Origin of the sequence: Pseudomonas sp. RSB 5.4 (assembly GCF_037126175.1) — a bacterium.
In the GTDB taxonomy this organism is placed as follows: Bacteria; Pseudomonadota; Gammaproteobacteria; order Pseudomonadales; family Pseudomonadaceae; genus Aquipseudomonas; species Aquipseudomonas fluorescens_H.
Genome location: NZ_CP146986.1, coordinates 2,567,222 through 2,592,465, shown reverse-complemented (window position 1 = coordinate 2,592,465; position 25,244 = coordinate 2,567,222). Strand labels below are relative to the sequence as shown.

The following is a 25,244-nucleotide window of genomic DNA, read 5'->3' as shown; positions in this document are numbered from 1 at the left end:
CACCCAAGCAATCTGAATGCTCGAAAGAGACCAGATTGCGGTGTGTGAAGACGCAATGAACCGAAAGTTCGCGATGCTCACAAACACCTGTATCACATACCCGATTTGCTGAAGCGAGGCCAACCGGTCACGAGTCAGTACCCGAATTTCTTGACGACCATAGAGCGTTGGAACCACCTGATCCCATCCCGAACTCAGAAGTGAAACGATGCATCGCCGATGGTAGTGTGGGGTTTCCCCATGTGAGAGTAGGTCATCGTCAAGATTAAATTCCGAAACCCCAATTGCGAAAGCAGTTGGGGTTTTGTTTTGCCCGCAGGAAAGTGGTTTGATCGCCAGAATCACACGGCACGCGCGCTCCAACCGTCGCTAGGACTGCCGTTGGGCAAAATCCTTCTGAAGTGACCACTCGGTTTTTGGTATGGTGCAGCTCGTTTTTTAACGGACTGATGTCATGCCCATGGATCGGCACTCAAATTATGTCAAAGAGTTGCTGTAGAAATGCCTGAACCCATCCCGATCAAAGATCACGAAAAAGAGACGCGCTTGGTCAACAAGCGGTTGATTGCCTGCGCTCTGTTCGTCTTTGCCATCAGTTGCGCGCTGGTGGTACGCCTGTACATCCTGCAAGTGGTTGAATACGACTACCACTCGACCATCTCTGAAAACAACCGCGTGCATGTCTTGCCGATCCCGCCGACAAGAGGCTTGATCTACGACCGTAATGGCGTGCTGCTCGCTGATAACCGACCCAGTTACAACCTGGTGATCACCCGCGAACGCGCCACTGATGTCAATCAGGAGCTGGACGAGGTGATCAATCTCCTGCATCTGCCCGCTGAGGATCGCACGGTTTTCGATAAGGCAATGAAGCAGTCCCGTCATCCATTTACCCCGGTGACACTGTTCTACGAACTGACGGAAGAACAGATCGCCGTGTTGGCAGTCAACGAGTTCCGTTTGCCGGGCCTCGATGTCGAGCCGCAGTTCGTTCGGCATTACCCGCTGGGGCCGCACTTCGCGCATTCAATCGGCTACGTTGGCCGGATCAACGAGAAAGAGTCCAAAACCCTCGACTCGGTGGAGTATCGCGGCACCCAATCCATCGGCAAAACCGGCATCGAACGCTTCTACGAAGCGCAGCTGCACGGCCACGTAGGCTATGAAGAAGTTGAGACCAACGCCCAGGGCCGAGTGTTGCGGGTGCTCAAGCACACCGATCCGGTCCCTGGCAAAAACATCGTGCTCAGTCTCGACGTCAAGCTGCAGGAAGCTGCCGAAGCGGCACTGGGGGATCGTCGTGGTTCGGTGGTGGCGCTTGATCCGTCCACCGGTGAGGTGCTGGCCATGGTCAGCAACCCGAGTTTCGACCCGAATCTGTTCGTCACCGGCATCAGCTCCAAGGAGTATTCGGCGCTACGCGACTCCATCGACCGACCGCTGTTCAACCGCGTGCTGCGCGGCCTGTATGCGCCGGGCTCGACCATCAAGCCGGAAGTGGCGATTGCCGGTCTCGATGCCGGCGTCGTGACCCCGCAGACCCGTGTTTTCGACCCGGGTTATTACCAACTCCCCGACTTTGATCACAAGTACCGCAACTGGAACCACAGCGGCGATGGCTGGGTGGACATGGACGCGGCGATCATGCGTTCCAACGACACCTACTTCTACGATCTGGCGCACAAGCTCGGCATCGATCGCCTGCACGACTACATGGCAATGTTTGGCCTTGGCGAAAAAGTCTCGCTGGATATGTTCGAAGAGTCGCCCGGTTTGATGCCGTCTCAGGCCTGGAAACGCGCAACACGCCGTCAGGCCTGGTTCCCGGGGGAAACGGTGATCCTCGGGATTGGGCAGGGCTACATGCAGGTTACGCCGCTACAACTGGCTCAGGCCACCGCACTGATCGCCAACAAGGGCGTATGGAATCGTCCGCACCTGGCGAAGACAGTCGATGGCGTGGCGCCGGTCGACGAGCATCCGATGCCGAATATCCTGCTGAAGAACCCGCGCGACTGGGATCAGGTCAACCACGGCATGCAGATGGTGATGCACGATGCCCGGGGTATCGCGCGCGCCGCAGCGGCCGGTGCGCAGTATCGCATTGCCGGTAAGAGCGGTACTGCGCAAGTGGTGGCGATCAAGCAGGGTGAGCGTTACAACCGTGAGAAAACCCTTGAACGGCATCGCGACAATGCCTTGTTTGTCGGCTTTGCTCCGGCAGAGCACCCGAAGATCGCCATCTCGGTGATGATCGAAAACGGTGAGGCCGGTGGCCGAGTGGCCGGCCCTGTGGTGCGGCAGATCATGGACGCCTGGTTACTGGATCAGGATGGCCACCTCAAGCCGCAATACGCGGCGCCCGCCAAGCCGCCGGGTGATCCGCACGTGTAACCTGGATCAGCTTCACAGCGCCGGCTCACATCGGCTGCGCTGTGAAGCTGTCGAGACAGACGTTTGGGCAACTGACTATTTGCAGCTGTAACCCTCGGGCATCGTGACGCTGTAGTTGCGTTGCAGGCGGTCCTGAAAATTCAGGTTCTGCAGGCCTTGCTCGACCAGAAACGCTTCGACCTTGGCGGCCTGACAGTCCTCGTTATAAGACGACGCCCGCAGCAGATACACAGTGCGTTTGCTCACCTCATCCCGGGCGGTGGCAATGAAAGTGCTCAGGGTGGTGTAGCCGATCCGCTCTGAAGTACCCACCGGGCCATAGGTCGTGTTGGGCTTACTGGTGCAGGTCAGTCGGTCATCTTTCTTTTTGGTGTTCTTGCATACGGTCGTCGTGCTGGTTGGCACTTGCCCATAGTCGGTGGCCGTATAGCGGTAAGAAACTTGCCGGCTGCCGATATCGAGACTGATGGTCATTTTGATCGTTGCATGATTCCTGGGCAGGCTGGCGTCGGTATAGACCTCCTGGAAGCCCCTGTCTTTCAGTGCGTTGACCATGTCGCGAAGATAGTAGCGGGCATTCAGTGCGTTCTCATCGGCGCTGTTGGTCGAGGTCACCAGTACGGTTGCCTTTCGGTCGAACTGATAGTCCGGATCAGGTATTGCATTGAGTGCTACGTCAAGTTGTGTGGCGCAGCCGCTGAGTGACGCTGTCAGCAATAACAGCGCGCATAACAAATAACGGGACATGACAAAGCCGCCTTGAAACTAAGGATTGAGTAAGAGTTAAACGAATGGGACTTGCGATAAACAACTCGCCGTCAGAGGAAAGTCTCAGTCTTTCTGGTATTCCAGCAGATCGCCCGGTTGGCAATCGAGCGCAGCGCAGAGCTTGTCCAGAGTTGCCATCTTCACACCTTTGACTTTGCCGTTTTTCAGCAATGACAGGTTGGCCTCGGTGATCCCGAGCAGGGCCGCTAACTCTTTCGAGCGAATTTTTTGCGTGGCCATGACAACGTCAAGGCGGACGATAATGGTCATTATGTTGTTCTATATGTATTGACTTTGCTCATCGCTGAGTACTTTTGCATCGCGCATGATAATTGAAAACGAACAGAGCAATACGCCTTTGATTATCTCGTAGGCAGAAGAGGAAGACAGGCCGATCGAGAACTGAAAAATACGATCCCCCGGCGGCAGATCGATCGACAAAGCCAGACCTTGCAAAGTCTCTACCAGCGGGTAAGCCGCCGGAGAAACGATGCACAGCACCCCCACGCGCCACAGGACTCCGATATTGCGATCGGTCCAGGTTTCGCCGCGTGACAAGCGCAAGAAAAACAACCCGGTCAGCCATAACGCGTAAGCCGACAGGACAACGGGCAGGAAATCCAGAAAAACGATCAGCGCAGTGACCATTGACGACAGCCAAGTGTCGGGATCAAGCAGCGCGCCTTCGACAAACGGGTCAAGCAATTGCGGCGAGCCTTCTGCAAAGGCATAGAGCAGGCCCGCCAGCATTTCATCTTTTTTGAAGAACCAGATCGTCGCGTTGCCGCCGACCTCCGTCACACCCAGAACCCAGACGAGAAACGCTGCCAGCAGCCCGATCCAATGCATGCGCTGCAGCGCCAATCCGTTGATGTGAGTACTCATGAAAATTCCTGGTTGTTACAATTTGGTAGCGAATTTTCGATTAAAAATTATCTAATTACAATAATTAATTTTGATTGGTTTGCCGCGGCATCCTCTTCTGCCGCGGTTTCGACCAATTATTTGTAATGGTCCGGGGAGTCGACTCGCTGGCGAGCGCGCCGAAGGCGATCCAAGTGTGAAATCAACAAATCTATCGGCAAGACCGAACCCCCTACAAAATCAGGCCCCGGGCACCGGGCAACTCATGTCACCCTCCTGACACTTCAAATATTGCTTCAGCGCCTCGACCCGCACCTTGGTCACCGCGGTCAGGCAATTGCTGTAGATCAACGGATAAACACTCCCGCCTTCGACTCCGGATGCCGAAAACTTGCACTCGGCATCGCGAAACCCGATCCACGCTCGCTGCGCACCCACCAGCAGCTTCTTACTGTCAGGGTTGTCCTTCAAACGACCGGTAATCTGCTGATACACCGTATTCAGTTCCTTGTCCGCCGCCTTGAGTTCCTGACCGGCACACTGGTTCAGGGTCGCCTGATCGCTGGCATTGGCGCAGTCGACGCTCGCGTGGGCGAGGGGGGTGAACAGAAAGGGTGTCAGGGCCAGAAGCAAGTGTGGGGACATGGGGGAATCTCACTGTGTCGGATGAAAGTGCAGTTTAGCGACTCTGGGGCTTCTATTCAGGCACGCGTAGCCGGGAGGCTTCGAGCAGGCGATCTGCGGTGGCCGCAATCTCCTCGCCGTCATGGAGCATTTCCAGCCAGTGGGCAGGAATTGCCCGAACGCCGTAATAGGCGCCGGCCACTTGTCCCACGATGGCGGCCGTGGTGTCGGCGTCATCGCCCAGGTTGGCCGCTTGCAGAATCGCTGCGGCGAAACTGTCGGTGTGATGAAAACACCACAGTGCCGCTTCCAAAGACTCGACGCAGTAGCCGCTACCACGGATTTCGTCCGCCGACTTTGTGAGGTAATCACCCCGGGTGATGGCTGCGACTTTCGCTTGAGCGAAGCTTGAGTCTGGCAGTTTGCGCAATTCTGACTTGGAGGCGCCGAGCAGGGTTTTGCTGATCACCTCGGCAAGCAATTGACAGCATTCGATGGCTTCGGGCGCGCCGTGAGTCGTCCGCGAACTGTCGGTGGCGAACTGGCGGATCAGCCGGGCATCAGGAAAGTAAAACAGCACCACCGGCACCAGGCGCATCAGTGAACCGTTGCCGGCGGTAAACGGGTCGGCAGATCCCGCAAAGGGCTGACCGGTTTGTTGATACTGCGACAGCGCCTGGCTGACCGTCGTGCCGATATCGAAACAATCACCGGTGGAGCTGAGATAGCCCCATTTCCACCAGTTCAGATAGCGCCCCATCTGGTCAGCCGCATCGAAGGTGTTTTTGCTCAGCAGACTTTCCGCCAGGCACAGCGCCATCGAAGTGTCATCCGTCCATTGCCCTGGCTTCAAGTGAAAGGGGCCGCCACCGACCATGTCCGTCAGTGGCTGGAATGAGCCCCGCGGCTTGAATTCCACCGTGGTCCCGACAGCATCGCCACAGGCAAGGCCGAGGAGAGCGCCGCGATAACGTTCGGAGAGGGATGGCTGCATGGTTCGTCCTTGTTTGTTTCCATTTCGCAGGAAAAGGTAACAGGTTCATCGGCGGAGAGCGCTGGATTCAACCAGCGGAAATGCCGCCGAATGTTTCCCCATGCTGCACAGTTGCACTGCTTTGATACAACTTCAGGTTGGACATGTGGTCATACAAGCCTACTGTTCAGAACAGGAGGTGACTTATGAAACCGGTACCCAATAGTTTCGAACGCAAAATCAAGCTGAAGGCGCCGCGTTCCTATGTCTGGCGCGCACTGGTCGATGCCGAGGCGTTTGGCCAGTGGTTTGGCGTGGCGCTGGAGGGCAGGCGGTTCATTGCCGGGGAATGGACGCAAGGGCAGGTCACCTATCCGGGTTATGAACATGTGTTGTGGAACGTGTTGGTCGAGCGGGTCGAGCCGCAGCAGTTGTTTTCGTTTCGCTGGCACCCGTACGCGGTCAACCCGAGCATCGACTATTCCCAGGAACCGACGACGCTGGTCAAGTTCGACCTGCAGGATTACGAGGACGGTACCTTGCTCAAGGTGTCTGAGTCCGGTTTTGCGCATATTCCCGACGTGCGCCAAAAGGAGGCGTACTACATGGACAGCCGTGGCTGGGAGGAACAACTGAGCCGGCTTGAACAGTTTCTCGCCGAAAGCGCCAAGACTCGCGAGCGTGACGGTGACTGACTGCGCAATCTTCGCACCCTGGTTGCAATGCTGGGCGCTGGTACCGGACGGTGAACCGATCATTACCCCGGGCAGTCGCCTGTTTCCGGTACGTTTCGGCGACACGCCGGCGATGCTCAAGGTTGCGCTGGATACAGACGAGCAATTCGGCAATCAGTTGATGACCTGGTGGGACGGTGACGGCGCCGCGCGAGTGCTGGCCCATCACGAGGAAGGTTTGTTGCTGGAACGGGCCATGGGCCGGCGTTCGCTGATGCACATGGCGCTCAACGGTGAAGACGACGAGGCCACGCGGATCATGTGCGCGACACTGGCGCGCTTGCATGCGCCGCGTTCGACGCCGCCACCGCCGCTGGTAGAGCTGACGCCGTGGTTCGCCTCGCTGCGGGTGGCCGCCGCCGAACAGGGCGGGACCTATGTCCTGAGCCTGCAAACGGCTGAAGCCTTGCTCGCTGACCCGCAGGACGTAGTGGTGCTGCACGGTGACATGCACCACGACAACGTTCTCGATTTCGGTGCACACGGCTGGCTGGCGATTGATCCCAAACGGGTCCGTGGCGAGCGTGGTTATGACTACGCGAACCTGATCTGCAATCCGGATCTGCCGACGGCTGGCGAGCCGCAGCGTTTGCGCCGTCAGCTCGAAGTGATTGTCGAGGCTTCCGGGCTTGATCGCCGACGCTTGCTGCAGTGGGTGCTGGCGTTCGCCGGGTTGTCCGCGGCGTGGTTTCTCGAAGACGACGCGCAGCAGCAGGCCGCCGGGCAGCTACAGATCGCGCGAATCGCGGCTTGCCTGCTGGATGCCTGAAGGGGGTAAGGGTTTTCGGAAGTGCCTGTATAGCGAATGTCTTACACGCGTTGGTAGCTTTTGCGACTATTGCCGATTGGATCCACGGCGTAATCTACACCCATCAACTGAGACACAGGGAGTGTTTCAGGATCACGGATGATCGACCATTAGCAAGGATCGCTGCCGACAGGGAGTCGATAATGGTCTTGGGAAAAACCCGCTTCGGCGGGTTTTTTTTCGCCTGGAGAAAAGTGCTGAAGGCTTGTGTCGAGCACCTGTAGCGAGGGGATTTATCCCCGATGGGTAGCGAAGCGACCCCAAAAAAGGGCCTGCTGCGCAGTCCATCAGGGATGAATCCCCTCACCACAGGAATCAAGCAATCAAGAGGCAATCAGCTGCCGCAGCACGTAGTGCAGGATGCCACCCGACTTGAAGTACTCCACCTCATTCAATGTATCGATGCGGCACAGCACTTCGATTTTCTCCTGCCGCCCGTCTTCACGGGTGATCACCAACGTCAGGTTCATGCGGGGCGTCAGCTCGACGCCGGTCAGGCCCTGAATATCCAGGGTTTCCTTGCCGGTGAGGTTAAGGCTCTTGCGGTTCTGATCGAGCTTGAACTGCAGCGGCAACACGCCCATGCCCACCAGGTTGGAACGGTGGATGCGCTCGAAGCTTTCAGCGATAACCGCTTTGACTCCCAGCAGGTTGGTGCCTTTTGCTGCCCAGTCACGGCTGGAGCCGGTGCCGTACTCCTGACCGGCGATCACCACCAGCGGCGTGCCCGAGGCCTGATACAGCATGGCCGCATCGTAAATCGGCATTTTCTCGCCGCTCGGGATGTAGATCGTGTTGCCACCTTCTTCGCCGCCGAGCATCTCGTTACGAATGCGGATGTTGGCGAACGTGCCGCGCATCATCACTTCGTGGTTGCCGCGCCGTGAGCCGTAGGAGTTGAAGTCCCGCGGTTCCACGCCTTTCTCGCGCAGATAGCGCCCGGCCGGGCTGTCAGCCTTGATGTTGCCCGCAGGGGAGATGTGGTCGGTGGTCACCGAATCGCCCAGCAGCGCCAGAACCCGAGCGCCTTTGACGTCAGTGATCACCGGCAACGGGCCGGAAATGTCGTCGAAAAACGGTGGATGCTGGATGTAGGTCGAATCGTCCTGCCACACATAGGTGGCGGCTTGCGGCACCTCGATCGCTTGCCATTGCTCGTCGCCGGCAAACACTTCGGCGTATTCCTTGTGGAACATCGCGGTGTTGACCTGGCTGACCGCGTCGGCGATTTCCTTGCTGCTCGGCCAGATATCCCGCAGGTACACCGGATTGCCTTGCTGGTCCTTACCCAGCGGCTCGCTGCTGATGTCGGTGCGTACGCTGCCGGCCAGGGCGTAGGCGACCACCAGCGGTGGCGAGGCCAGCCAGTTGGTCTTGACCAGCGGATGCACCCTGCCTTCGAAGTTGCGGTTGCCGGACAGCACCGACGCCACGGTGAGGTCGGCTTTCTGAATGGCTTTTTCGATCGGCTCCGGCAACGGCCCGGAGTTGCCGATACAGGTGGTGCAGCCATAACCGACCAGCGAGAACCCGAGTTGATCAAGGTATTGCGTCAGCCCCGCAGCCTTGTAGTAGTCGGTGACCACTTTCGAGCCGGGTGCCAGCGAACTCTTCACCCACGGCTTGCGGGTCAGGCCTTTCTCCACGGCTTTTTTCGCCAGCAGACCGGCCGCCATCATCACGCTCGGGTTCGAGGTGTTGGTGCACGAGGTGATCGCGGCGATCACCACTGCGCCGTTTTTCAAGCGGTAGGTGTGGCCTTCGTATTCGTACTCGGTTTCGCCGATCAGATCGGCGTTGCCCACGGCCACGCCACCACCACCCTCGCTTTCCAGGCGACCTTCTTCCTTGCTGGTGGGCTTGAATTGCAGGTCCATGAAATCACTGAAGGCCTGCGCCACATTCGGCAGGGAGACCCGGTCCTGTGGGCGTTTCGGCCCGGCGAGGCTGGCTTCGACGCTGCCCATGTCCAGCGCCAGGCTGTCGGTGAACACCGGTTCCTGGCCGGGCAGGCGCCACAGGCCCTGAGCCTTGGTGTAGGCCTCGACCAGTTTCACCACTTCGGCCGGGCGACCGGACAGGCGCAGGTATTCCAGAGTGACGTCATCGACCGGGAAGAAGCCACAGGTCGCGCCGTATTCCGGGGCCATGTTGGCGATGGTCGCGCGGTCGGCCAGTGGCAGATCGGCGAGGCCGTCACCGTAGAATTCGACGAATTTGCCGACCACACCTTTCTTGCGCAGCATCTGCGTGACGGTCAGCACCAGGTCGGTGGCGGTGATGCCTTCCTTGAGCTTGCCGGTGAGTTTGAAACCGATCACTTCCGGAATCAGCATTGACACCGGTTGGCCGAGCATCGCGGCTTCCGCCTCGATCCCGCCAACGCCCCAGCCGAGTACGCCGAGGCCATTGATCATGGTGGTGTGGGAGTCGGTGCCGACCAGGGTGTCGGGGAACGCGTAGGTGCGGCCGTCCTCATCCTTGGTCCACACCGTGCGCCCGAGGTATTCGAGGTTGACCTGGTGGCAGATCCCGGTGCCCGGTGGCACCACGCTGAAGTTGTCGAAGGCACTCTGGCCCCAACGCAGAAAAGCGTAGCGTTCACCGTTACGCTGCATCTCGATGTCGACGTTCTGTTCGAAGGCGCTCGGGGTGGCGAATTTGTCGACCATCACCGAGTGGTCGATCACCAGGTCCACCGGCGACAACGGGTTGATCCGCTGCGGGTCGCCGCCGGCCTTGGCCATCGCCGCGCGCATGGCGGCGAGGTCGACCACGGCGGGTACGCCGGTAAAGTCTTGCATCAATACCCGGGCCGGGCGGTACTGGATTTCCCGGTCGGAGCGACGCTCCTTGAGCCACGCGGCAATGGCCTTGAGGTCGGCACCGGTGACAGTTTTTTCATCTTCCCAGCGCAGCAGGTTTTCCAGCAGGACTTTCAGCGACATCGGCAACTGGTCGATATTGCCCAGGCTTTTCGCGGCATCCGGCAGGCTGAAATAGTGGTAGGTTTTTTCGTCTACTTTCAGGGTTTTAAGGGTTTTCAGGCTATCGAGGGACGGCATTACGATCACTCCTTTGAGTCCGCACGGCTACGGACTGAGGGGACGGGCAGAGCTATCAACGTAGCCCTGTTTTCAGTAGCTGGCTAATAACTGGACTCTATCGATAAGTCCAAGGTTCCGAACTCGGCTATCATGCGCCGGTTTTCGTGACAGGCTTTGCTTCACCGCAAGGCTTGAGCAGCGCGCAGGGGCCGAATGTCCGCCCTCTGCTCAGGAGTAAGAATGAACACCCTATTCATGCATTGCCGGCCAGGCTTCGAAGGCGAAGTCTGTTCGGAGATTTCCGACCTCGCCGCCCAACTCAACGTGGCCGGTTACGCCAAGGCCAAACCGGCCACCGCTTACGCCGAGTTTGTCTGCACCGAAGAAGACGGTGCCGAGCGCCTGATGCGCGGCCAACGCTTTGCCGAGCTGATTTTCCCGCGGCAATGGGCGCGTGGCGTCTTCATCGACCTGCCGGAAACCGACCGCATCAGTGTGATCCTTGAGCACATGGCGGACTTCCCGGTCTGCGGCAGCCTGTGGCTGGAAGTGGTCGACACCAACGACGGTAAAGAGCTGTCGAACTTCTGCAAGAAATTCGAAGGCCCGCTGCGCAAGGCACTGACCGGCGCCGGCAAATTGGTGGACGACGCGAACAAACCGCGCCTGCTGCTGACCTTCAAGAGTGGTCGCGAAGTGTTTCTCGGCATGGCCGATGCCGGCAACTCGGCGATGTGGCCGATGGGCATTCCGCGCCTGAAGTTTCCGCGCGAGGCACCAAGCCGTTCGACGTTGAAGCTGGAAGAGGCCTGGCACCACTTCATCCCGCGTGATCAGTGGGACGAGCGCCTGCACAGCGACATGACCGGCGTCGACCTCGGCGCCGCTCCGGGTGGCTGGACCTGGCAACTGGTCAACCGCGGCATGCTGGTCACCGCGATCGACAACGGCCCGATGGCCGAGAGCCTGATGGACACCGGGCTGGTACAGCACTTGATGGCCGACGGCTTCACCTTCAAGCCCAAGCAACCGGTGGACTGGATGGTCTGCGACATCGTCGAGAAACCGGCGCGTAACGCGGCGATGCTTGAAGAGTGGATCGGCGAGGGGCATTGCCGCGAAGCGGTGGTCAACCTCAAGTTGCCGATGAAACAGCGCTATGCCGAAGTGAAGCGCCTGCTCGAGCGCATCGCCGATGGCTTCAAGGCGCGCGGGATCAAGGTCGATATTGGCTGCAAGCAGCTGTATCACGACCGTGAAGAGGTCACGTGCCACCTGCGCCGGCATGACGTGAAGAAAAACAAATCCCGCTGAGTCACCACTAAACCCTGTGGGAATGATCTCTGCGGTGAGGGGATTTATCCCCGATGGGATGTAGCGCATTCCCAGTCTTTGGGGCCGCTTCGCGACCCGTCGGGGATAAATCCCCTCGCTACAGATGACTGAGCACCCGGCATGCGCGACAATGCCGGCCAGTTTCAGGAGTGAATCATGAGTGAAATGATCGACACGCCGGTCGACGGCACCCTCGACGCCACCGGTCTCAATTGCCCGGAACCGGTGATGATGCTGCACCAGCACATCCGTGACCTGGTGCCTGGCGGCCTGCTCAAGGTGATCGCCACCGATCCCTCGACCCGTCGCGACATTCCCAAGTTCTGCGTGTTCCTCGACCACGAACTGGTGGGCCAGCACGAAGAGGCTGGTACTTATCTGTACTGGATCCGCAAGAAACAAGCCTGACCCTCAGGCAAACGCAAAACCCAATGTGGGAGCGGGCTTGCTCGCGAAAGCGGTGTGTCAGTCACTGTAAATGTCGACTGAAACACCGCTCTCGCGAGCAAGCCCGCTCCCACTTTTTTGTACTGTGTTATTGGTTTAACCCGCGCTGCGACTCATCCGAATACGCTTGCGCGCACTGCGCGTCAGGCGAATCGACAGCATGAACGCCGCGCAGCTCAGACCAACGATCAAACCCTGCCACAAGCCACTCGGGCCACGCGGCTCGCCGAGCCAGTCGGTCAGGCCGAGGGCGTAACCCACCGGCAGGCCGATGCCCCAGTACGCGAACAGCGTCAGGATCATCGTCACCCGGGTGTCCTGATAACCGCGCAGGGCGCCGGCAGCCGTGACCTGGATTGCGTCGGAAAACTGGAACAGCGCCGAATACACAATCAGCATCGCCGCGATATGAATCACCGTCGGGTCGGCGGTGTAGATCGCCGCAATCGGCTCGCGCAGCAACAGCATCATGCTCGCCGACAGACAGGCGTAGGCCAACGCAGTGCCCATGCCCACCCCGGCGGCGAAGCGTGCTTCACGCGGTTCTTCACGGCCCAGTGCCTGGCCGACACGCACGGTCACCGCCATGCCCAGCGAATACGGAATCATGAACACCAGCGAGCTGACGTTCAGCGCAATCTGGTGCCCGGCCACCACCGTCGCGCCGAGGCTGCCGATCAGCAGGGCGATCACGGCGAAAATGCTCGACTCGGCAAATACCGCGATGCCAATCGGCAGACCGATCGCCAGCAGGCGCTTGATCACCGCCCATTGTGGCCAGTCGAAACGGCTGAAGATCTCGCTCGAACGATAAGCTGGCGCCCAGCGCTCGTAACCGGCCAGACCCAGCGCCATGACCCACATCACGATCGCCGTGGCCCAGCCGCAGCCGACGCCGCCCATGGCCGGCACGCCGAAGTGGCCATAGATGAAGATGTAGTTCAGCGGAATGTTCAGCGCCAGACCGCACAGGCCCAGCACCATCGCCGGACGGGTGCGACCGATGCCGTCACTGGTGCAGCGCAGCACATGATAGAACGCCACCGCCGGCAGGCCGCTGGCAATGCCGTGCAGGTATTGCATGCACGGGCCGATCAGCTCGGGATCGACTTTCATCAGGTGCAGCACCGGTTCGGCGGCGACCAGCATGCAAGTCGCGATCAACCCCACCACCAGCGCCAGCCACAACGCCTGACGGACGATCGGGCCGATTTCACTGTGGGTGCCGGCGCCGAAACGCTGGGCGACTTTCGGTGTGGTGGCCAGCAGGGTGCCGGTCATCAACAGAAAAACCGGGACCCAGATCGAGTTGCCCAGCGCCACCGCCGCCAGATCACGTGGCCCGACGCGGCCGGCCATCACGGCATCGACGAAGCCCATGGCGGTGGTCGCCAGTTGCGCGATGATGATCGGCAACGCCAGGGCGAGCAGGTTCCTGAACTCCAGGCGAATTCGCGCGGGGCGGGTGAGTGAGGCAGCGAGAGGTTGATCAGTAACAGAATTCACAGGCAAAGCGTCCACAGGTGTTGATGCGCAAGGCGCCGCATTCTACGCCGCTGACGTGACAGTCAGGAAAAATCCTCTGTTGCGGATTTGTAATCATCAAGGCCATCCACTGTGGCGAGGCAGCTTGCTCCCGCCGGGAAGCGAAGCGCCCTCGCCACCGTGCAGTCTGCGCTGGCTCAACGGTGGATCAGCACCTAAACTGCCGATCCCCCCAAGGAGCCCGCCATGCTGATTGTTGCCGACGAAAATATCCCGCTGCTCGATGCCTTTTTTGCCGGTTTCGGCGAGATCCGCCGGGTCCCGGGCCGCTCCATCGACCGTGCGACGGTCGAGCAGGCCGACGTGCTGCTGGTGCGTTCGGTGACCAACGTCAATCGCGCGCTGCTCGAAGGCAGCAAGGTGCGTTTCGTCGGCACGTGCACTATCGGCACCGATCATCTGGATCTCGATTATTTCAACGAGGCCGGCATCACCTGGTCCAGCGCACCCGGTTGCAACGCGCGGGGCGTGGTCGATTACGTACTCGGCAGCCTGATGACTTTGGCAGAAATTGAAGGCGTCGATCTGCCACAACGTACTTACGGCGTCATCGGTGCCGGTGAAGTCGGCGGCCGGTTGATCAAGGTCCTGAAGGGCCTGGGCTGGAATGTCAAAGTCTGCGACCCGCCACGTCAGGCGGCCGAGGGCGGCGATTACGTCAGCCTCGAGCAGATCATCGAGCAGTGCGACGTGATCAGCCTGCACACGCCGCTGACCCGTACCGGCGAAGGCGCGACCTGGCACCTGTTTGATGAGCAGCGTTTGCAACAGCTCAAACCCGGTACCTGGCTGATCAACGCCGCTCGTGGTCCGGTGGTGGATAATGCCGCGCTGCGCAAAGTGCTGCTGGCGCGCGAAGACCTGCAAGCAGTGCTCGACGTTTGGGAAGCCGAGCCTGAAGTCGATGTGGCCCTCGCCGAACTCTGCGTGCTGGCCACGCCGCACATTGCCGGCTACAGCCTTGATGGCAAACAGCGCGGTACGGCGCAGATCTATCAGGCTTATTGCGAGTTTATCGGTCAGCCGCCGAGCATCCAGCTCAGTGACCTGTTGCCGGCACCGTGGCTGTCAGAAGTGACCCTGCACGCCGACAGCGATCCGGCCTGGGCGCTAGCGATGTTGTGCCGCGGGGTGTACGACCCACGTCGCGATGACGCGGATTTTCGCCGTAGTCTTGTAGGCAATGTCGGTGAGCAGCGTGCGGCGTTCGATGTGTTGCGCAAGCAGTATCCGGTGCGACGCGAGATTGAAGGGCTGAAGGTGCGGATCAACGGGAATTCGCCGCAGTTGCAAAAGATTGTAGCGGCGCTGGGGGCGGTGGCTGTCTGAAAACCCTGTAGGAGCTGCCGAAGGCTGCGATCTTTTGATCTTGCCTTTGAAAAACAAAGTCAAAAGATCGCAGCCTTCGGCAGCTCCTACACAAAACAGAACAGAACAGAACAAAACGGCAGGCAGAAAAAACCCGGCCAAACAGGGGCCGGGTCAGGAAGACGGTGGCTATATCACTTTTGTTCGGCAGGCTTGACCAATCGCTTCTCCAGTTCGCGGCATGCTTGCTGGATCATGTCTTCAGTGATCGGTACTTCACGCCCGTCCTTATCAATAATCGAGCAACCCAGAGGTTGGCCGGGCTTGGTGCGGATCACTTGAATCTTGTCATCGCTGCTGTGTTGCAAGGACATGGCCTGTCTCCTCATCAGGTTGTGCACGTAGGTTAAAACCGCCACGTGACCAGGCTGTGACAACACCTTTGGGTCTGTCAAAAGCGGCATCTCCACTCCAACAGAAATGACCGCTCGTCTCAACCGGGACATTAGACCAATAGCAACTATGGCCTAGTCTTTGGGGGCATATTTAACCTGACTCATTGTGATTTACAGAGTTCCGCCCCATAGAAGGTTTAGGCTAGCCCTTTCACCAACACGGATGTGTACCTGAATGATCTCGAAGCTTTCTTCCCGGCACCGTCGCGCGCTGAGTCTGACCAGCCGATTTCTGGCGCCTTATCGTTGGCAAGTCTGCGCTGCGCTGCTGGCGTTGATCGTCACCGCGGCCGTCACTTTGTCGATGGGGCAGGGGATCAAATTGCTGGTCGATCGGGGCTTCATGACCCAGTCGCCGCACCAGCTGAACCAGAGCATTGGGATCTTCATGCTGATGGTGCTGGGCCTGGCGATCGGCACGTTTGCGCGGTTTTACTGGGTGTCGTGGATCGGCGAGCGTTGTGTGGCGGATATCCGGCGCGAGGTGTTCAACCATCTGGTGTATCTGCATCCCGGTTTTTACGAGAACAACCGCAGTTCGGAGATTCAGTCACGGCTGACCGCCGACACCACATTGCTGCAATCGGTGATCGGCTCGTCACTGTCGATGTTTCTGCGCAATCTGTTGATGGTGATCGGCGGGGTGGTCCTGCTGTTCGTCACCAACCCGAAACTCACCAGCATCGTGGTGATTGCCTTGCCGTTCGTAGTCGCCCCGATTCTGATTTTCGGTCGGCGCGTGCGCAATCTGTCGCGGCTGAGCCAGGACCGGGTCGCCGATATCGGCAGCTATGTCTCCGAGACCCTCGGCCAGATCAAGACCGTGCAGGCCTACAACCATCAGGTGCAGGACGAGCAGCGTTTCGCCACGACGGTCGAGGATGCATTCGACACGGCGCGCAAACGGATTTTTCAGCGTTCCTGGATGATCACTGTGGTGATCGTGCTGGTGCTGGGCGCGGTGGCGGTGATGTTGTGGGTCGGTGGCATGGACGTGATTGCCGGGCGCATCACCGGTGGCGAACTGGCGGCTTTCGTCTTCTACAGCCTGATCGTCGGCAGTGCGATCGGCACGTTGAGCGAGGTGATCGGTGAGCTGCAACGTGCGGCGGGTGCCGCCGAGCGCATCGCTGAGTTGCTCAGTTCAAAAAACATCATCCAGCCACCGACCATCGGGCTGGTGACGTTGCCAGAACGGATCAAGGGCGAACTGCAATTGCAGAATGTGCACTTTTCCTACCCGTCGCGTCCGGACAGCTACGCCGTCAACGGCCTGAGTCTGACCATCAGGGCCGGCGAGACCCTGGCCCTTGTCGGCCCATCCGGTGCCGGCAAATCCACGGTGTATGACTTGCTGTTGCGCTTCTACGACCCGATTGAAGGCCGGATCCTGATCGACGGCGTGCCGCTGACCAGCCTCGACCCGCTGGACCTGCGCCGCAATTTCGCTCTGGTCTCGCAATCGCCCGCGCTGTTTTTCGGCAGCGTCGAAGAGAATATTCGTTACGGCAATGCTGGCGCGACACTGGAGCAGGTCAAGGAAGCGGCAAGAATTGCCCATGCTCATGACTTCATCGAGAAGATGCCCAACGGCTATCAGACCCATCTGGGGGACGCCGGCCTCGGCCTTTCCGGCGGTCAGCGCCAACGCCTGGCGATTGCCCGCGCGCTGCTGGTGGATGCGCCGATTCTCCTGCTGGACGAAGCCACCAGCGCCCTCGATGCGCAAAGCGAACATCTGATTCAGGAAGCCTTGCCCAGCCTGATGCAAAACCGCACCACGCTGGTGATCGCACATCGACTGGCCACGGTGAAAAACGCCGACCGGATCGCCGTGATGGATCAGGGCCAGTTGGTAGCGATCGGTACCCATCAGGAGCTGATCGTGAGCAATCCGCTGTATGCGCGGTTGGCGGCGCTGCAGTTCAATGATGGGCACGCCGTGGCGGTTTAGGACTGCCGCAGGCCTTTGCTGACGACAAAAAAATGCCCGCATCGATTGATGCGGGCATTTTTCATTTCAGGTAATCAGCACCTGTCATTGGTCGTCGAAATACCGCTCATGCCAATCCACCAGCGGCTGCGGCGAATTGAGTTTCTGGCCATAGATCACCGAGTACGACAGCACGTTCTGTACGTACTGGCGGGTTTCGTCGAACGGGATGCTTTCCACCCACACGTCGAAGCTCAGGTGATCGGCGCCGCGCAGCCACTGACGCACGCGGCCGGGGCCGGCGTTGTAGGCGGCGGAGGCGAGTACGCGGTTGCCGTTGAACTGGCTGTGCACCTGACTCAGGTAAGCGGCGCCGAGCTGGATGTTTTTATCAGGATCAAGCACTTGCTGTGGCGAGGCCAGCGGGATGCTGAACTTGCGTGCGGTTTCCTTGGCGGTGCCGGGCATCAACTGCATCAGACCGCTGGCGCCGACGCCGGAGCGGGCATCGTCCATAAAGGCGCTTTCCTGACGGGTGATGGCGAACACCCAGCTCGAATGCAACCCGCGAACCTTGGCTTCACGCACCAGCGTGTCGCGGTGGGCCATCGGGAAGCGGATGTCCAGGTCGTCCCAGTACTGCGCCTGGCTGATGGTGCGGATCGCCGGGAAGTACCATTTCAGGTCGTAGGCCAGTTTGGCCTGGGCGACCATTTCGTCCCGATTGAAATGGCGGCTGACGTGATACCACTCGCGACGCCCGTCGACGATCTGCCCACGGGCATGGAATTCCAGAGCACGGCGTATGCCCGGTGTATTGCGCACCTTGTTGATGGTGGCCTGGCTGAGCACAAGCGGCTTGTTCACTAGCGAATAAGGCGATTGCGAACGGTCGGCGGCGAGGAAACCGTAGAAATCGCGTTCCTTGGCCAGATTCTTGTACAGGGTCTGCGCTTCCGGGTTCTGCGGTTGCGCCAGTTCCAGGCTGCGGGCCTGCCAGTAGCGCCAGCGGTTGGTGGTCGCCAGATCCTGTGGCAGGCGACGTGTCAATTGATAGGCATCGTCCCAGCGTGCCAGGCGCAACAGCAGACGCAGGCGCCATTCGGAAACGGTGTTGTCACGCAGCTCGGGATCGTATTGGGTCATCACGTCCAGGGCGCGGCTGTCGAAACGCCGGGCCAGGGTCAGGCCGATTTCCCGGGCAATCGCGACCTTCTCGTCACGAGAGAAATGCATGCTGCTGGCGTAACCGTCGAGCAGGGCCATGGCCCTGTCCGGATCCTGACGGGCGAGGCGACGCAGGCCGAGGCTGACAATGTCGGACATCGGCTCGTCGTTCGGGGTGAAGCGCGAAGGCTGATTGAGCAGTTCAGGTTTTTGCGCTACATCGACCAGCAAACGACCGCGCGGCGCGAGGGTGGTCAGGCCGTTGACCAGGCTGTTCGCCAATGGATAGTTACGCGCCTGAGCGGCGAGTTTGGTACGTTCCCAGCGTTTCTGTTCGGTCAACTGGCCATCGGCAGCCCAGATCCCGAACAGCCCGTCACAGGCGGCCGGTTGCGATTTACCGGTCAGCCACAGTTTGTCGGCGTTGGCGTAACCCTCGGCCTTGTGGCCGCTGCTGATCTGGTACTGCGCGTTGAGGCAGTCCAGTTCGGTGAAATTGAGTTTCGGGTCGTAATACTTGACGAAAGTCGCCCAATCGCCACGGTCGGCGAGCCAGCGCAACCAGCGCAATTTCATCCAGTTGGCCTGTGGCAGGTCACCGTGTTCGGCGAGGAACTTCTCGATTTCCTCGTTACTGGCGGTCTTCAGACGTGCGGTCAGTTCGTCGTAGGCCAGGTACGGTTCCAGCGGATAATCGGCCAGGGCCTGGCTGTAGCGGAAGTATGGGCCGGTATCGCCCTTGGCCAGTGCGCGCTTGGCTTCATCGTAATACTGGCGTTGGGTGGACAGATCCACCGCCTGAGCGGATTGAGCGGCAGCGGCGGTGAGTAGCAAACAGGACAAGACACTGAAAAGGCGACTGCGCATGAGACATCCGGGCAGAGAAATCATGACAAGTGCCGACCTCGATCAGCACTGAATTGTCTGTAGCTTAGCCTTTTGCCAGCGCGCGGCGAAAGCTTTGCGGGTCTCGCAGCACAAGTTCGCAACAAATGTTGTGCAGAGTGCTTCAGCAGACAAATTGCCGGCCTGCTGAGGGCCTGAATCAGGTAGAATGCGCGCCCGGTTTTTGGAGAAGCTCATGACCCTGCTCAAATTCAGCGATGTGTCCCTTGCATTCGGCGCGATGCCGTTGTTGGACAAGGTGTCCTGGCAGATCGCCCGTGGTGAGCGGGTGTGCATCATCGGCCGCAACGGCACTGGCAAGTCCAGCATGATGAAACTGGTCAAGGGCGACCAGAAGCCCGATGACGGCTCGGTGTGGCGTGCCCCCGGTCTGAAAATCGGCGAATTGCCGCAAGAATTGCCGGTGGCCGACGAGCGGACCGTATTCGACGTGGTTGCCGAAGGCCTCGACGGCGTTGGCGCCTTGCTCGCCGAATACCATCACCTGAGCCAGAACATCGTCACCGACGCCGATCTGGACAAGCTGATGCACGTTCAGCACGACCTTGAAGCCCGTGACGGCTGGCGCTTGCAGACCCTGGTCGATAGCACCCTGAGCCGCCTGCAACTGCCGGCCGACAAGACCCTCGCCGAGTTGTCCGGCGGCTGGCGCCGTCGCGTGCTGCTGGCGCAGGCGCTGGTCTCGGAACCGGATCTGCTGCTGCTCGACGAACCGACCAACCACCTGGACATCGGTGCGATTGCCTGGCTCGAAGAAGCGCTGAAGGATTTCCAGGGCGCCGTGCTGTTCATCACGCACGACCGTTCCTTCCTGCAAAACCTGGCCACGCGCATCCTCGAACTGGATCGCGGCGGCCTGATCGACTGGAACGGCGACTACGCCAGCTTCCTCGTGCACAAAGAAGCCGCGCTGGCCGCGGAAGAAACCGCCAACGCGCTGTTCGACAAGCGTCTGGCTCAGGAAGAAGTGTGGATCCGTCAGGGCATCAAGGCCCGTCGTACCCGCAACGAAGGTCGCGTTCGCGCGCTGAAAGCCCTGCGTGTTGAGCGCAGCGAGCGTCGCGAGCGTACCGGCAAGGCGAATATCCAGCTGGAAACCGCCGACAAGTCCGGCAAGCAAGTGATGGTGCTGGAAAATGTCAGCTTCCATCACCCGGACGGCCCGTACCTGATCAAGGACTTCTCGATGGTCCTGCAGCGCGGCGACCGTATCGGCCTGCTCGGCGCCAACGGTACCGGCAAGACCACCTTGCTCAAACTGATGCTTAACGGTCTGCAACCGACCAGCGGCAAAGTGGAAGAGGGTACGCGCATCGACGTGGCCTACTTCGACCAGTTGCGCCATCAGCTGGATCTGGAAAAGACCGTGATCGACAACGTCGCCGAAGGTCGCGACTTCATCGATATCGACGGCCAGAGCCGCCACGTCCTGAGCTACCTCGGCGACTTCCTGTTCAGCCCGCAGCGTGCCCGCACGCCGGTCAAGGCGCTGTCCGGTGGCGAGCGTGCGCGCTTGCTGCTGGCCAAACTGTTCAGCAAACCGGCAAACCTGCTGGTACTCGATGAACCGACCAACGACCTCGACGTGGAAACCCTCGAACTGCTCGAAGAAGTGCTGCTGACCTTCAACGGCACTGTGCTGATGGTCAGTCACGACCGGGCATTCCTCGACAACGTGGTCACCAGCACCCTGGTCTTCGAAGGTGAAGGCAAGGTGCGTGAATACGTCGGTGGCTATCAGGACTGGATCCGTCAGGGCGGTTCGCCGCGCCTGCTGGGCGTGACCGAGAGCAAGTCGGGCAAGGCTGACCTCAACTCGGCGGTGGTCACCGCTGAGCCTGCACCGGTGGCCGTACCTGCTGCGGCACCGGCGGCCAAGAAAAAGCTGAGCTACAAGCTGCAGCGCGAGCTGGAAGCATTGCCGGGCGACATCGATGCCAAGGAGCAGCAGATCGCGGCCGTCGAAGCCGAAATGGCTGAAGCCGGCTTCTATCAGCGTCCGCCGGCAGAAACGGCCAAGGTGATTGCTTCGCTGGAGCAGTTGCAGGCTGAGCTGGATGCGCTGGTGGAGCGTTGGGCCGAGCTGGATGCCTGATTGATCCGGCCATGAAAAAGCCCGGCGTTCAGTGATGAGCGCCGGGCTTTTCATATACGGGTATCGGTGAAGATTCAATGTGGGAGCGGGCTTGCTCGCGAAAGCGATGTGTCAGGCAACATCAATGTTGAATTTAACGACGCCTTCGCGAGCAAGCCCGCTCCCACAGGTTTTTATGTTTCAGCGCTTGATCAGGTGCACCGCCAGCACGTCGCAAGGGGCGCCATGCAGCACGTCGTTGGCGGTGGAGCCGAGCAGCAGCGCCAGACCATGGCGGCCATGGCTGCCGACCACGATCAGGTCGCACAGTTGCTCCTTGGCGAAGTGATGGATTTCCTGGCGTGGCTGGCCGTAGGTCAGGTGGCAATTGGCGCCTTCCAGCTCGGGGTATTTGCGCTTGAGCGTATCAAGGCGTTGCTTGGCCTGATCGAACTGCTGCTGTTGCAGTTGTGACAGATCCATCGGCACGTCGCCGCCAAACGCCATTGCCATCGGTTCGACGATATGCACCAGCGACAGCTTGGCGCCATTGCTCGTCGACAGCTCTCGGGCGCGGTGAATCACAGGGTCGCACTCTTCGGTCAGGTCTACGGCGACCAGGATATGGGTGTAGGGCATGAGGTGCTCCTCGTGACGGTTCAATATTGTTAAGTATGGCTGGTTTCAAGCGCATTGGTTCCAAAGTGACACAATGCGCTCACCTATAAGTCGGGAGTAGAGATATGACGGTCTGGTTGGTGGTGTCAATCCTGCTGGTGGTGCTGAGTCCACTGGCATGGTTGCGCCCATCGCGCGTGCAGAGCGGCCGGATGGCCCTGCGCATGGAGGCTCGGCGCATCGGACTGGCCATGCAGTTAGCGCCTCAGGAGTGGCCGCACTGGCTGTCTCAGGAGCCGCCCAACCCGTGTGCGCAATATCATCGGCCACGGCGTGGCAGTCAGCCGGCGTGCTGGACCTACTGGCAGAAATCGCCGGGCGTGTGGGTCAATCAGTGGCAGGAAGTCTGCGAAGACCGATTGTTGCTCAATCATTTCGAAAAGTTGCCGGGCAACGTGTTCAAGGTCGAGGCCGACAAGCAGATGATCGCTTTGTACTGGGGGGAGAAGGGCGAAGCCACGGTTCTGCAGGATATCGATGCGACTCTGAAAGCACTGGCATGACTCGCGGACTTTTCCCACTGCAAGGGTGGGGAGCGTCCGGCAGACGAGCAATAAAAAGCCCGACATGATTCATCGGGCGGGGTGGCCAGGCAGGCCGGTAACTGTTTTTGTCGCTGACTCGGCTTTTTGCAGTCAGCGGATATCCCTGTAGTCCAGCCAGCGTAGCCTTTTAAACAGGGTTCGTTGCGAATTAGGGCGACTTTTCTAACTATTGATTCTATGAATGGCTTTGCATGCAGAGGCGTATTGCAGCTCTGCGTGCGACGGAAGTGACCGCAAAGTCGCATTTCCACCCGTATTTTGGGCGATTGACAATTGTTGGAAATTCCGTGAAGGTGACGTACCCAAATCAAACGGGCGTATGAATTGAGCGTTTGTCTTACAGACTGCTCCTACAGAATCCCGACTATCGCGTTGGCGGGTGTGCCGGGTGGATTGGCGTCAGCATCGACGAAAAAGCGTCCTGCCGAGCCATTTACCTGCGTCCGACGTGTACTGTTCAGCTTCCATATCGTGGAGATCAGTTGATGATTTACGAAGGTAAAGCCATCACGGTTAAAGCTCTTGAAAGTGGCATCGTCGAATTGAAATTCGACCTCAAGGGTGAGTCCGTCAACAAGTTCAACCGTCTTACCCTGAACGAACTGCGTCAGGCCGTGGACACCATCAAGGCAGATGCTTCGATCAAGGGCGTGATCGTCAGCAGTGGCAAGGACGTATTCATCGTCGGCGCCGACATCACCGAATTTGTCGACAACTTCAAGCTGCCGGATGCCGAGCTGGTTGCTGGCAATCTCGAAGCCAACAAGATCTTCAGCGATTTCGAAGACCTCAACGTTCCGACCGTGGCCGCGATCAACGGCATCGCTCTGGGTGGCGGTCTGGAAATGTGCCTGGCGGCGGACTACCGCGTCATGTCGACCAAGGCCAAGATCGGTCTGCCGGAAGTCAAACTGGGCATCTACCCAGGCTTCGGCGGTACCGTGCGTCTGCCACGTCTGATCGGCGTCGATAACGCCATCGAGTGGATTGCCGCCGGCAAGGAAAACCGTCCTGAAGACGCGCTGAAAGTCAGCGCCGTCGACGCCGTGGTTGCTCCAGAGAAGCTGCAGGAAGCTGCCCTTGAACTGATCAAGCGCGCCATCTCCGGCGAGTTCGATTACAAGGCCAAGCGTCAGCCGAAGCTGGAAAAGCTCAAGCTCAACGCCATTGAACAAATGATGGCTTTCGAAACCGCCAAAGGTTTCGTGGCCGGTCAGGCTGGCCCGAACTACCCGGCGCCGGTCGAAGCGATCAAGACTATCCAGAAAGCCGCGAACTTCGGTCGTGACAAGGCGCTGGAAGTCGAAGCAGCAGGTTTCGTCAAACTGGCCAAGACCTCTGCCGCGCAGAGCTTGATCGGTCTGTTCCTGAACGATCAGGAGCTGAAGAAAAAGGCCAAGGCCTACGACGAAATCGCCAAGGACGTGAAGCAGGCTGCCGTACTGGGCGCCGGCATCATGGGTGGCGGCATCGCCTATCAGTCGGCCTCCAAAGGTACGCCGATCCTGATGAAGGATATCAACGAGCACGGTATCGAGCAGGGTCTGGCCGAAGCCGCCAAACTGCTGGTTGGCCGCGTTGATAAAGGCCGCATGACTGCTGCGAAAATGGCTGAAGTGCTCAACGGCATTCGTCCGACCCTGTCTTACGGCGACTTCGGTCACGTCGACCTGGTTGTAGAAGCCGTGGTCGAGAACCCGAAGGTCAAGCAAGCGGTACTGGCTGAAGTCGAAGACAAGGTCAAAGAGGACACCATCCTCGCGTCCAACACCTCGACCATTTCCATCAGCCTGCTGGCCAAGGCCCTCAAGCGTCCGGAAAACTTCGTCGGCATGCACTTCTTCAACCCGGTGCACATGATGCCGCTGGTGGAAGTGATCCGTGGCGAGAAGTCCAGCGAGCTGGCGATTGCCACCACCGTTGCCTACGCCAAGAAAATGGGCAAGAACCCGATCGTCGTCAACGACTGCCCGGGCTTCCTGGTCAACCGCGTTCTGTTCCCGTACTTCGGCGGTTTCGCCAAGCTGGTCAGCGCTGGCGTGGATTTCGTCCGTATCGACAAGGTTATGGAAAAATTCGGCTGGCCAATGGGCCCGGCGTACCTGATGGACGTGGTCGGCATCGACACCGGTCACCACGGTCGTGACGTGATGGCTGAAGGTTTCCCGGATCGCATGAAGGATGACCGTCGTTCGGCCATCGACGTGCTGTACGAAGCTAAACGCCTGGGACAGAAGAACGGCAAGGGCTTCTACGCCTACGAGGCCGACAAGAAAGGCAAGCAGAAGAAAGTCGCCGATCCGTCGGTACTCGAAGTGCTCAAGCCGATCGTTTACGAGCAGCGCGAAGTCACTGACGAAGACATCATCAACTGGATGATGATCCCGCTGTGCCTGGAAACCGTGCGCTGCCTGGAAGACGGCATCGTTGAAACTGCTGCCGAAGCCGACATGGGTCTGGTCTACGGTATCGGTTTCCCTCCATTCCGTGGCGGTGCGCTGCGCTACATCGATTCGATCGGTGTTGCCGAGTTCGTTGCCCTGGCTGACCAGTACGCTGATTTGGGCGCGCTGTACCACCCGACCGCGAAGCTGCGCGAAATGGCCAAAAACGGCCAGAGCTTCTTCGGTTAAGCGCCC

Annotated in this window: 20 protein-coding genes and 1 rRNA gene; 11 read left to right on the top strand and 10 right to left on the bottom strand. The window is 59.5% G+C overall.

What is annotated here, in order from left to right:
* Positions 1-149: 149 nt before the first annotated feature.
* Together rrf and mrdA are read left to right on the top strand one after the other, a co-directional pair.
* Positions 150-265 (top strand): 5S ribosomal RNA (gene rrf, locus V9L13_RS11585).
* 236 nt (positions 266-501) lie between these two features.
* Positions 502-2,394, top strand: coding sequence for a penicillin-binding protein 2 (mrdA, locus tag V9L13_RS11580; protein ID WP_064588455.1), 1,893 nt, complete (start codon positions 502-504; stop codon positions 2,392-2,394).
* Between the two features lie 75 nt (positions 2,395-2,469).
* Here the strand turns inward: mrdA and V9L13_RS11575 are convergent, their stop codons facing one another.
* From V9L13_RS11575 to V9L13_RS11555, 5 genes are all read right to left on the bottom strand, one after another.
* The gene (locus V9L13_RS11575; protein WP_338802566.1) at positions 2,470-3,141 is read right to left on the bottom strand and encodes a hypothetical protein; all 672 of its coding nucleotides are present in this window, start codon (positions 3,139-3,141) and stop codon (positions 2,470-2,472) included.
* Between the two features lie 84 nt (positions 3,142-3,225).
* Positions 3,226-3,432 (bottom strand): helix-turn-helix transcriptional regulator, encoded by a 207-nt coding sequence (locus V9L13_RS11570; RefSeq protein ID WP_003226632.1) that lies wholly within the window; start codon positions 3,430-3,432, stop codon positions 3,226-3,228.
* 9 nt (positions 3,433-3,441) lie between these two features.
* On the bottom strand, positions 3,442-4,047 hold the full coding sequence (locus tag V9L13_RS11565) for a hypothetical protein (protein WP_338802565.1): 606 nt from the start codon (positions 4,045-4,047) through the stop codon (positions 3,442-3,444).
* A gap of 219 nt (positions 4,048-4,266) precedes the next feature.
* Positions 4,267-4,671 carry a lysozyme inhibitor LprI family protein gene (locus tag V9L13_RS11560; protein WP_338802564.1) on the bottom strand — a complete coding sequence of 135 codons (405 nt, stop codon included), beginning with the start codon at positions 4,669-4,671 and terminating at the stop codon, positions 4,267-4,269.
* 52 nt (positions 4,672-4,723) lie between these two features.
* Positions 4,724-5,644 carry an ADP-ribosylglycohydrolase family protein gene (locus V9L13_RS11555; RefSeq protein WP_338802563.1) on the bottom strand — a complete coding sequence of 307 codons (921 nt, stop codon included), beginning with the start codon at positions 5,642-5,644 and terminating at the stop codon, positions 4,724-4,726.
* Positions 5,645-5,829: 185 nt separating this feature from the next.
* Here V9L13_RS11555 and V9L13_RS11550 point away from each other — a divergent pair, with 185 nt between their 5' ends.
* Both V9L13_RS11550 and V9L13_RS11545 read left to right on the top strand, forming a co-directional pair.
* Positions 5,830-6,318, top strand: coding sequence for an SRPBCC family protein (locus V9L13_RS11550; protein WP_103486290.1), 489 nt, complete (start codon positions 5,830-5,832; stop codon positions 6,316-6,318).
* A complete protein-coding gene (locus tag V9L13_RS11545; protein WP_338802562.1) occupies positions 6,305-7,126 on the top strand; it encodes an aminoglycoside phosphotransferase family protein in 822 nt (273 codons plus the stop codon). The genes V9L13_RS11550 and V9L13_RS11545 overlap by 14 nt, the downstream gene beginning before the upstream one ends.
* 362 nt (positions 7,127-7,488) lie before the next feature.
* Here the strand turns inward: V9L13_RS11545 and acnA are convergent, their stop codons facing one another.
* A complete protein-coding gene (gene acnA, locus V9L13_RS11540) occupies positions 7,489-10,230 on the bottom strand; it encodes an aconitate hydratase AcnA (protein ID WP_338802561.1) in 2,742 nt (913 codons plus the stop codon).
* Positions 10,231-10,452: 222 nt separating this feature from the next.
* On the opposite strand from acnA, the gene rlmM reads away from it, so the two are divergent.
* Both rlmM and tusA read left to right on the top strand, forming a co-directional pair.
* Entirely contained in the window at positions 10,453-11,526 is a 1,074-nt protein-coding gene (gene rlmM / locus V9L13_RS11535; RefSeq protein ID WP_338802560.1) for a 23S rRNA (cytidine(2498)-2'-O)-methyltransferase RlmM, read from the top strand.
* Positions 11,527-11,703: 177 nt separating this feature from the next.
* A complete protein-coding gene (gene tusA, locus V9L13_RS11530; protein WP_003226616.1) occupies positions 11,704-11,955 on the top strand; it encodes a sulfurtransferase TusA in 252 nt (83 codons plus the stop codon).
* Between the two features lie 135 nt (positions 11,956-12,090).
* Here tusA and V9L13_RS11525 read toward each other — a convergent pair whose 3' ends face one another.
* A complete protein-coding gene (locus V9L13_RS11525) occupies positions 12,091-13,500 on the bottom strand; it encodes an MATE family efflux transporter (protein WP_003226614.1) in 1,410 nt (469 codons plus the stop codon).
* 225 nt (positions 13,501-13,725) lie between these two features.
* Here V9L13_RS11525 and pdxB point away from each other — a divergent pair, with 225 nt between their 5' ends.
* Positions 13,726-14,868 (top strand): 4-phosphoerythronate dehydrogenase PdxB, encoded by a 1,143-nt coding sequence (gene pdxB, locus V9L13_RS11520; protein WP_338802559.1) that lies wholly within the window; start codon positions 13,726-13,728, stop codon positions 14,866-14,868.
* Between the two features lie 173 nt (positions 14,869-15,041).
* On the opposite strand, the gene V9L13_RS11515 is transcribed toward pdxB, so the two are convergent.
* The gene (locus tag V9L13_RS11515) at positions 15,042-15,221 is read right to left on the bottom strand and encodes a PA1571 family protein (protein WP_338802558.1); all 180 of its coding nucleotides are present in this window, start codon (positions 15,219-15,221) and stop codon (positions 15,042-15,044) included.
* A gap of 256 nt (positions 15,222-15,477) precedes the next feature.
* Between V9L13_RS11515 and V9L13_RS11510 the strand changes: the two genes are divergently transcribed.
* Positions 15,478-17,256, top strand: coding sequence for an ABC transporter transmembrane domain-containing protein (locus V9L13_RS11510; protein ID WP_338802557.1), 1,779 nt, complete (start codon positions 15,478-15,480; stop codon positions 17,254-17,256).
* 84 nt (positions 17,257-17,340) lie between these two features.
* Here the strand turns inward: V9L13_RS11510 and V9L13_RS11505 are convergent, their stop codons facing one another.
* Positions 17,341-19,269, bottom strand: a complete 1,929-nt coding sequence (locus V9L13_RS11505; protein WP_003226606.1) for a transglycosylase SLT domain-containing protein — start codon at positions 19,267-19,269, stop codon at positions 17,341-17,343.
* A gap of 214 nt (positions 19,270-19,483) precedes the next feature.
* On the opposite strand from V9L13_RS11505, the gene V9L13_RS11500 reads away from it, so the two are divergent.
* A complete protein-coding gene (locus tag V9L13_RS11500; RefSeq protein WP_201136988.1) occupies positions 19,484-21,403 on the top strand; it encodes an ATP-binding cassette domain-containing protein in 1,920 nt (639 codons plus the stop codon).
* A gap of 180 nt (positions 21,404-21,583) precedes the next feature.
* Here V9L13_RS11500 and V9L13_RS11495 read toward each other — a convergent pair whose 3' ends face one another.
* The gene (locus tag V9L13_RS11495; protein WP_338802556.1) at positions 21,584-22,021 is read right to left on the bottom strand and encodes a universal stress protein; all 438 of its coding nucleotides are present in this window, start codon (positions 22,019-22,021) and stop codon (positions 21,584-21,586) included.
* A 104-nt stretch (positions 22,022-22,125) separates the two neighbouring features.
* On the opposite strand from V9L13_RS11495, the gene V9L13_RS11490 reads away from it, so the two are divergent.
* Together V9L13_RS11490 and fadB are read left to right on the top strand one after the other, a co-directional pair.
* Positions 22,126-22,563 carry a hypothetical protein gene (locus V9L13_RS11490; protein ID WP_003226602.1) on the top strand — a complete coding sequence of 146 codons (438 nt, stop codon included), beginning with the start codon at positions 22,126-22,128 and terminating at the stop codon, positions 22,561-22,563.
* Between the two features lie 527 nt (positions 22,564-23,090).
* Complete coding sequence (gene fadB, locus V9L13_RS11485; protein ID WP_024013640.1) at positions 23,091-25,238, top strand: fatty acid oxidation complex subunit alpha FadB; 2,148 nt, start codon at positions 23,091-23,093, stop codon at positions 25,236-25,238.
* The last annotated feature ends 6 nt before the right edge of the window (positions 25,239-25,244 follow it).

Excerpts from the sequence above, each read along its gene's own strand:
- mrdA (WP_064588455.1), top strand. The coding sequence starts at position 502 with ATGCCTGAACCCATCCCGATCAAAGATCACGAAAAAGAGACGCGCTTG.
- V9L13_RS11575 (WP_338802566.1), bottom strand. The coding sequence starts at position 3,141 with ATGTCCCGTTATTTGTTATGCGCGCTGTTATTGCTGACAGCGTCACTC.
- V9L13_RS11570 (WP_003226632.1), bottom strand. The coding sequence starts at position 3,432 with ATGACCATTATCGTCCGCCTTGACGTTGTCATGGCCACGCAAAAAATT.
- V9L13_RS11565 (WP_338802565.1), bottom strand. The coding sequence starts at position 4,047 with ATGAGTACTCACATCAACGGATTGGCGCTGCAGCGCATGCATTGGATC.
- V9L13_RS11560 (WP_338802564.1), bottom strand. The coding sequence starts at position 4,671 with ATGTCCCCACACTTGCTTCTGGCCCTGACACCCTTTCTGTTCACCCCC.
- V9L13_RS11555 (WP_338802563.1), bottom strand. The coding sequence starts at position 5,644 with ATGCAGCCATCCCTCTCCGAACGTTATCGCGGCGCTCTCCTCGGCCTT.
- V9L13_RS11550 (WP_103486290.1), top strand. The coding sequence starts at position 5,830 with ATGAAACCGGTACCCAATAGTTTCGAACGCAAAATCAAGCTGAAGGCG.
- acnA (WP_338802561.1), bottom strand. The coding sequence starts at position 10,230 with ATGCCGTCCCTCGATAGCCTGAAAACCCTTAAAACCCTGAAAGTAGAC.
- rlmM (WP_338802560.1), top strand. The coding sequence starts at position 10,453 with ATGAACACCCTATTCATGCATTGCCGGCCAGGCTTCGAAGGCGAAGTC.
- tusA (WP_003226616.1), top strand. The coding sequence starts at position 11,704 with ATGAGTGAAATGATCGACACGCCGGTCGACGGCACCCTCGACGCCACC.
- pdxB (WP_338802559.1), top strand. The coding sequence starts at position 13,726 with ATGCTGATTGTTGCCGACGAAAATATCCCGCTGCTCGATGCCTTTTTT.
- V9L13_RS11515 (WP_338802558.1), bottom strand. The coding sequence starts at position 15,221 with ATGTCCTTGCAACACAGCAGCGATGACAAGATTCAAGTGATCCGCACC.
- V9L13_RS11510 (WP_338802557.1), top strand. The coding sequence starts at position 15,478 with ATGATCTCGAAGCTTTCTTCCCGGCACCGTCGCGCGCTGAGTCTGACC.
- V9L13_RS11505 (WP_003226606.1), bottom strand. The coding sequence starts at position 19,269 with ATGCGCAGTCGCCTTTTCAGTGTCTTGTCCTGTTTGCTACTCACCGCC.
- V9L13_RS11500 (WP_201136988.1), top strand. The coding sequence starts at position 19,484 with ATGACCCTGCTCAAATTCAGCGATGTGTCCCTTGCATTCGGCGCGATG.
- V9L13_RS11495 (WP_338802556.1), bottom strand. The coding sequence starts at position 22,021 with ATGCCCTACACCCATATCCTGGTCGCCGTAGACCTGACCGAAGAGTGC.
- V9L13_RS11490 (WP_003226602.1), top strand. The coding sequence starts at position 22,126 with ATGACGGTCTGGTTGGTGGTGTCAATCCTGCTGGTGGTGCTGAGTCCA.
- fadB (WP_024013640.1), top strand. The coding sequence starts at position 23,091 with ATGATTTACGAAGGTAAAGCCATCACGGTTAAAGCTCTTGAAAGTGGC.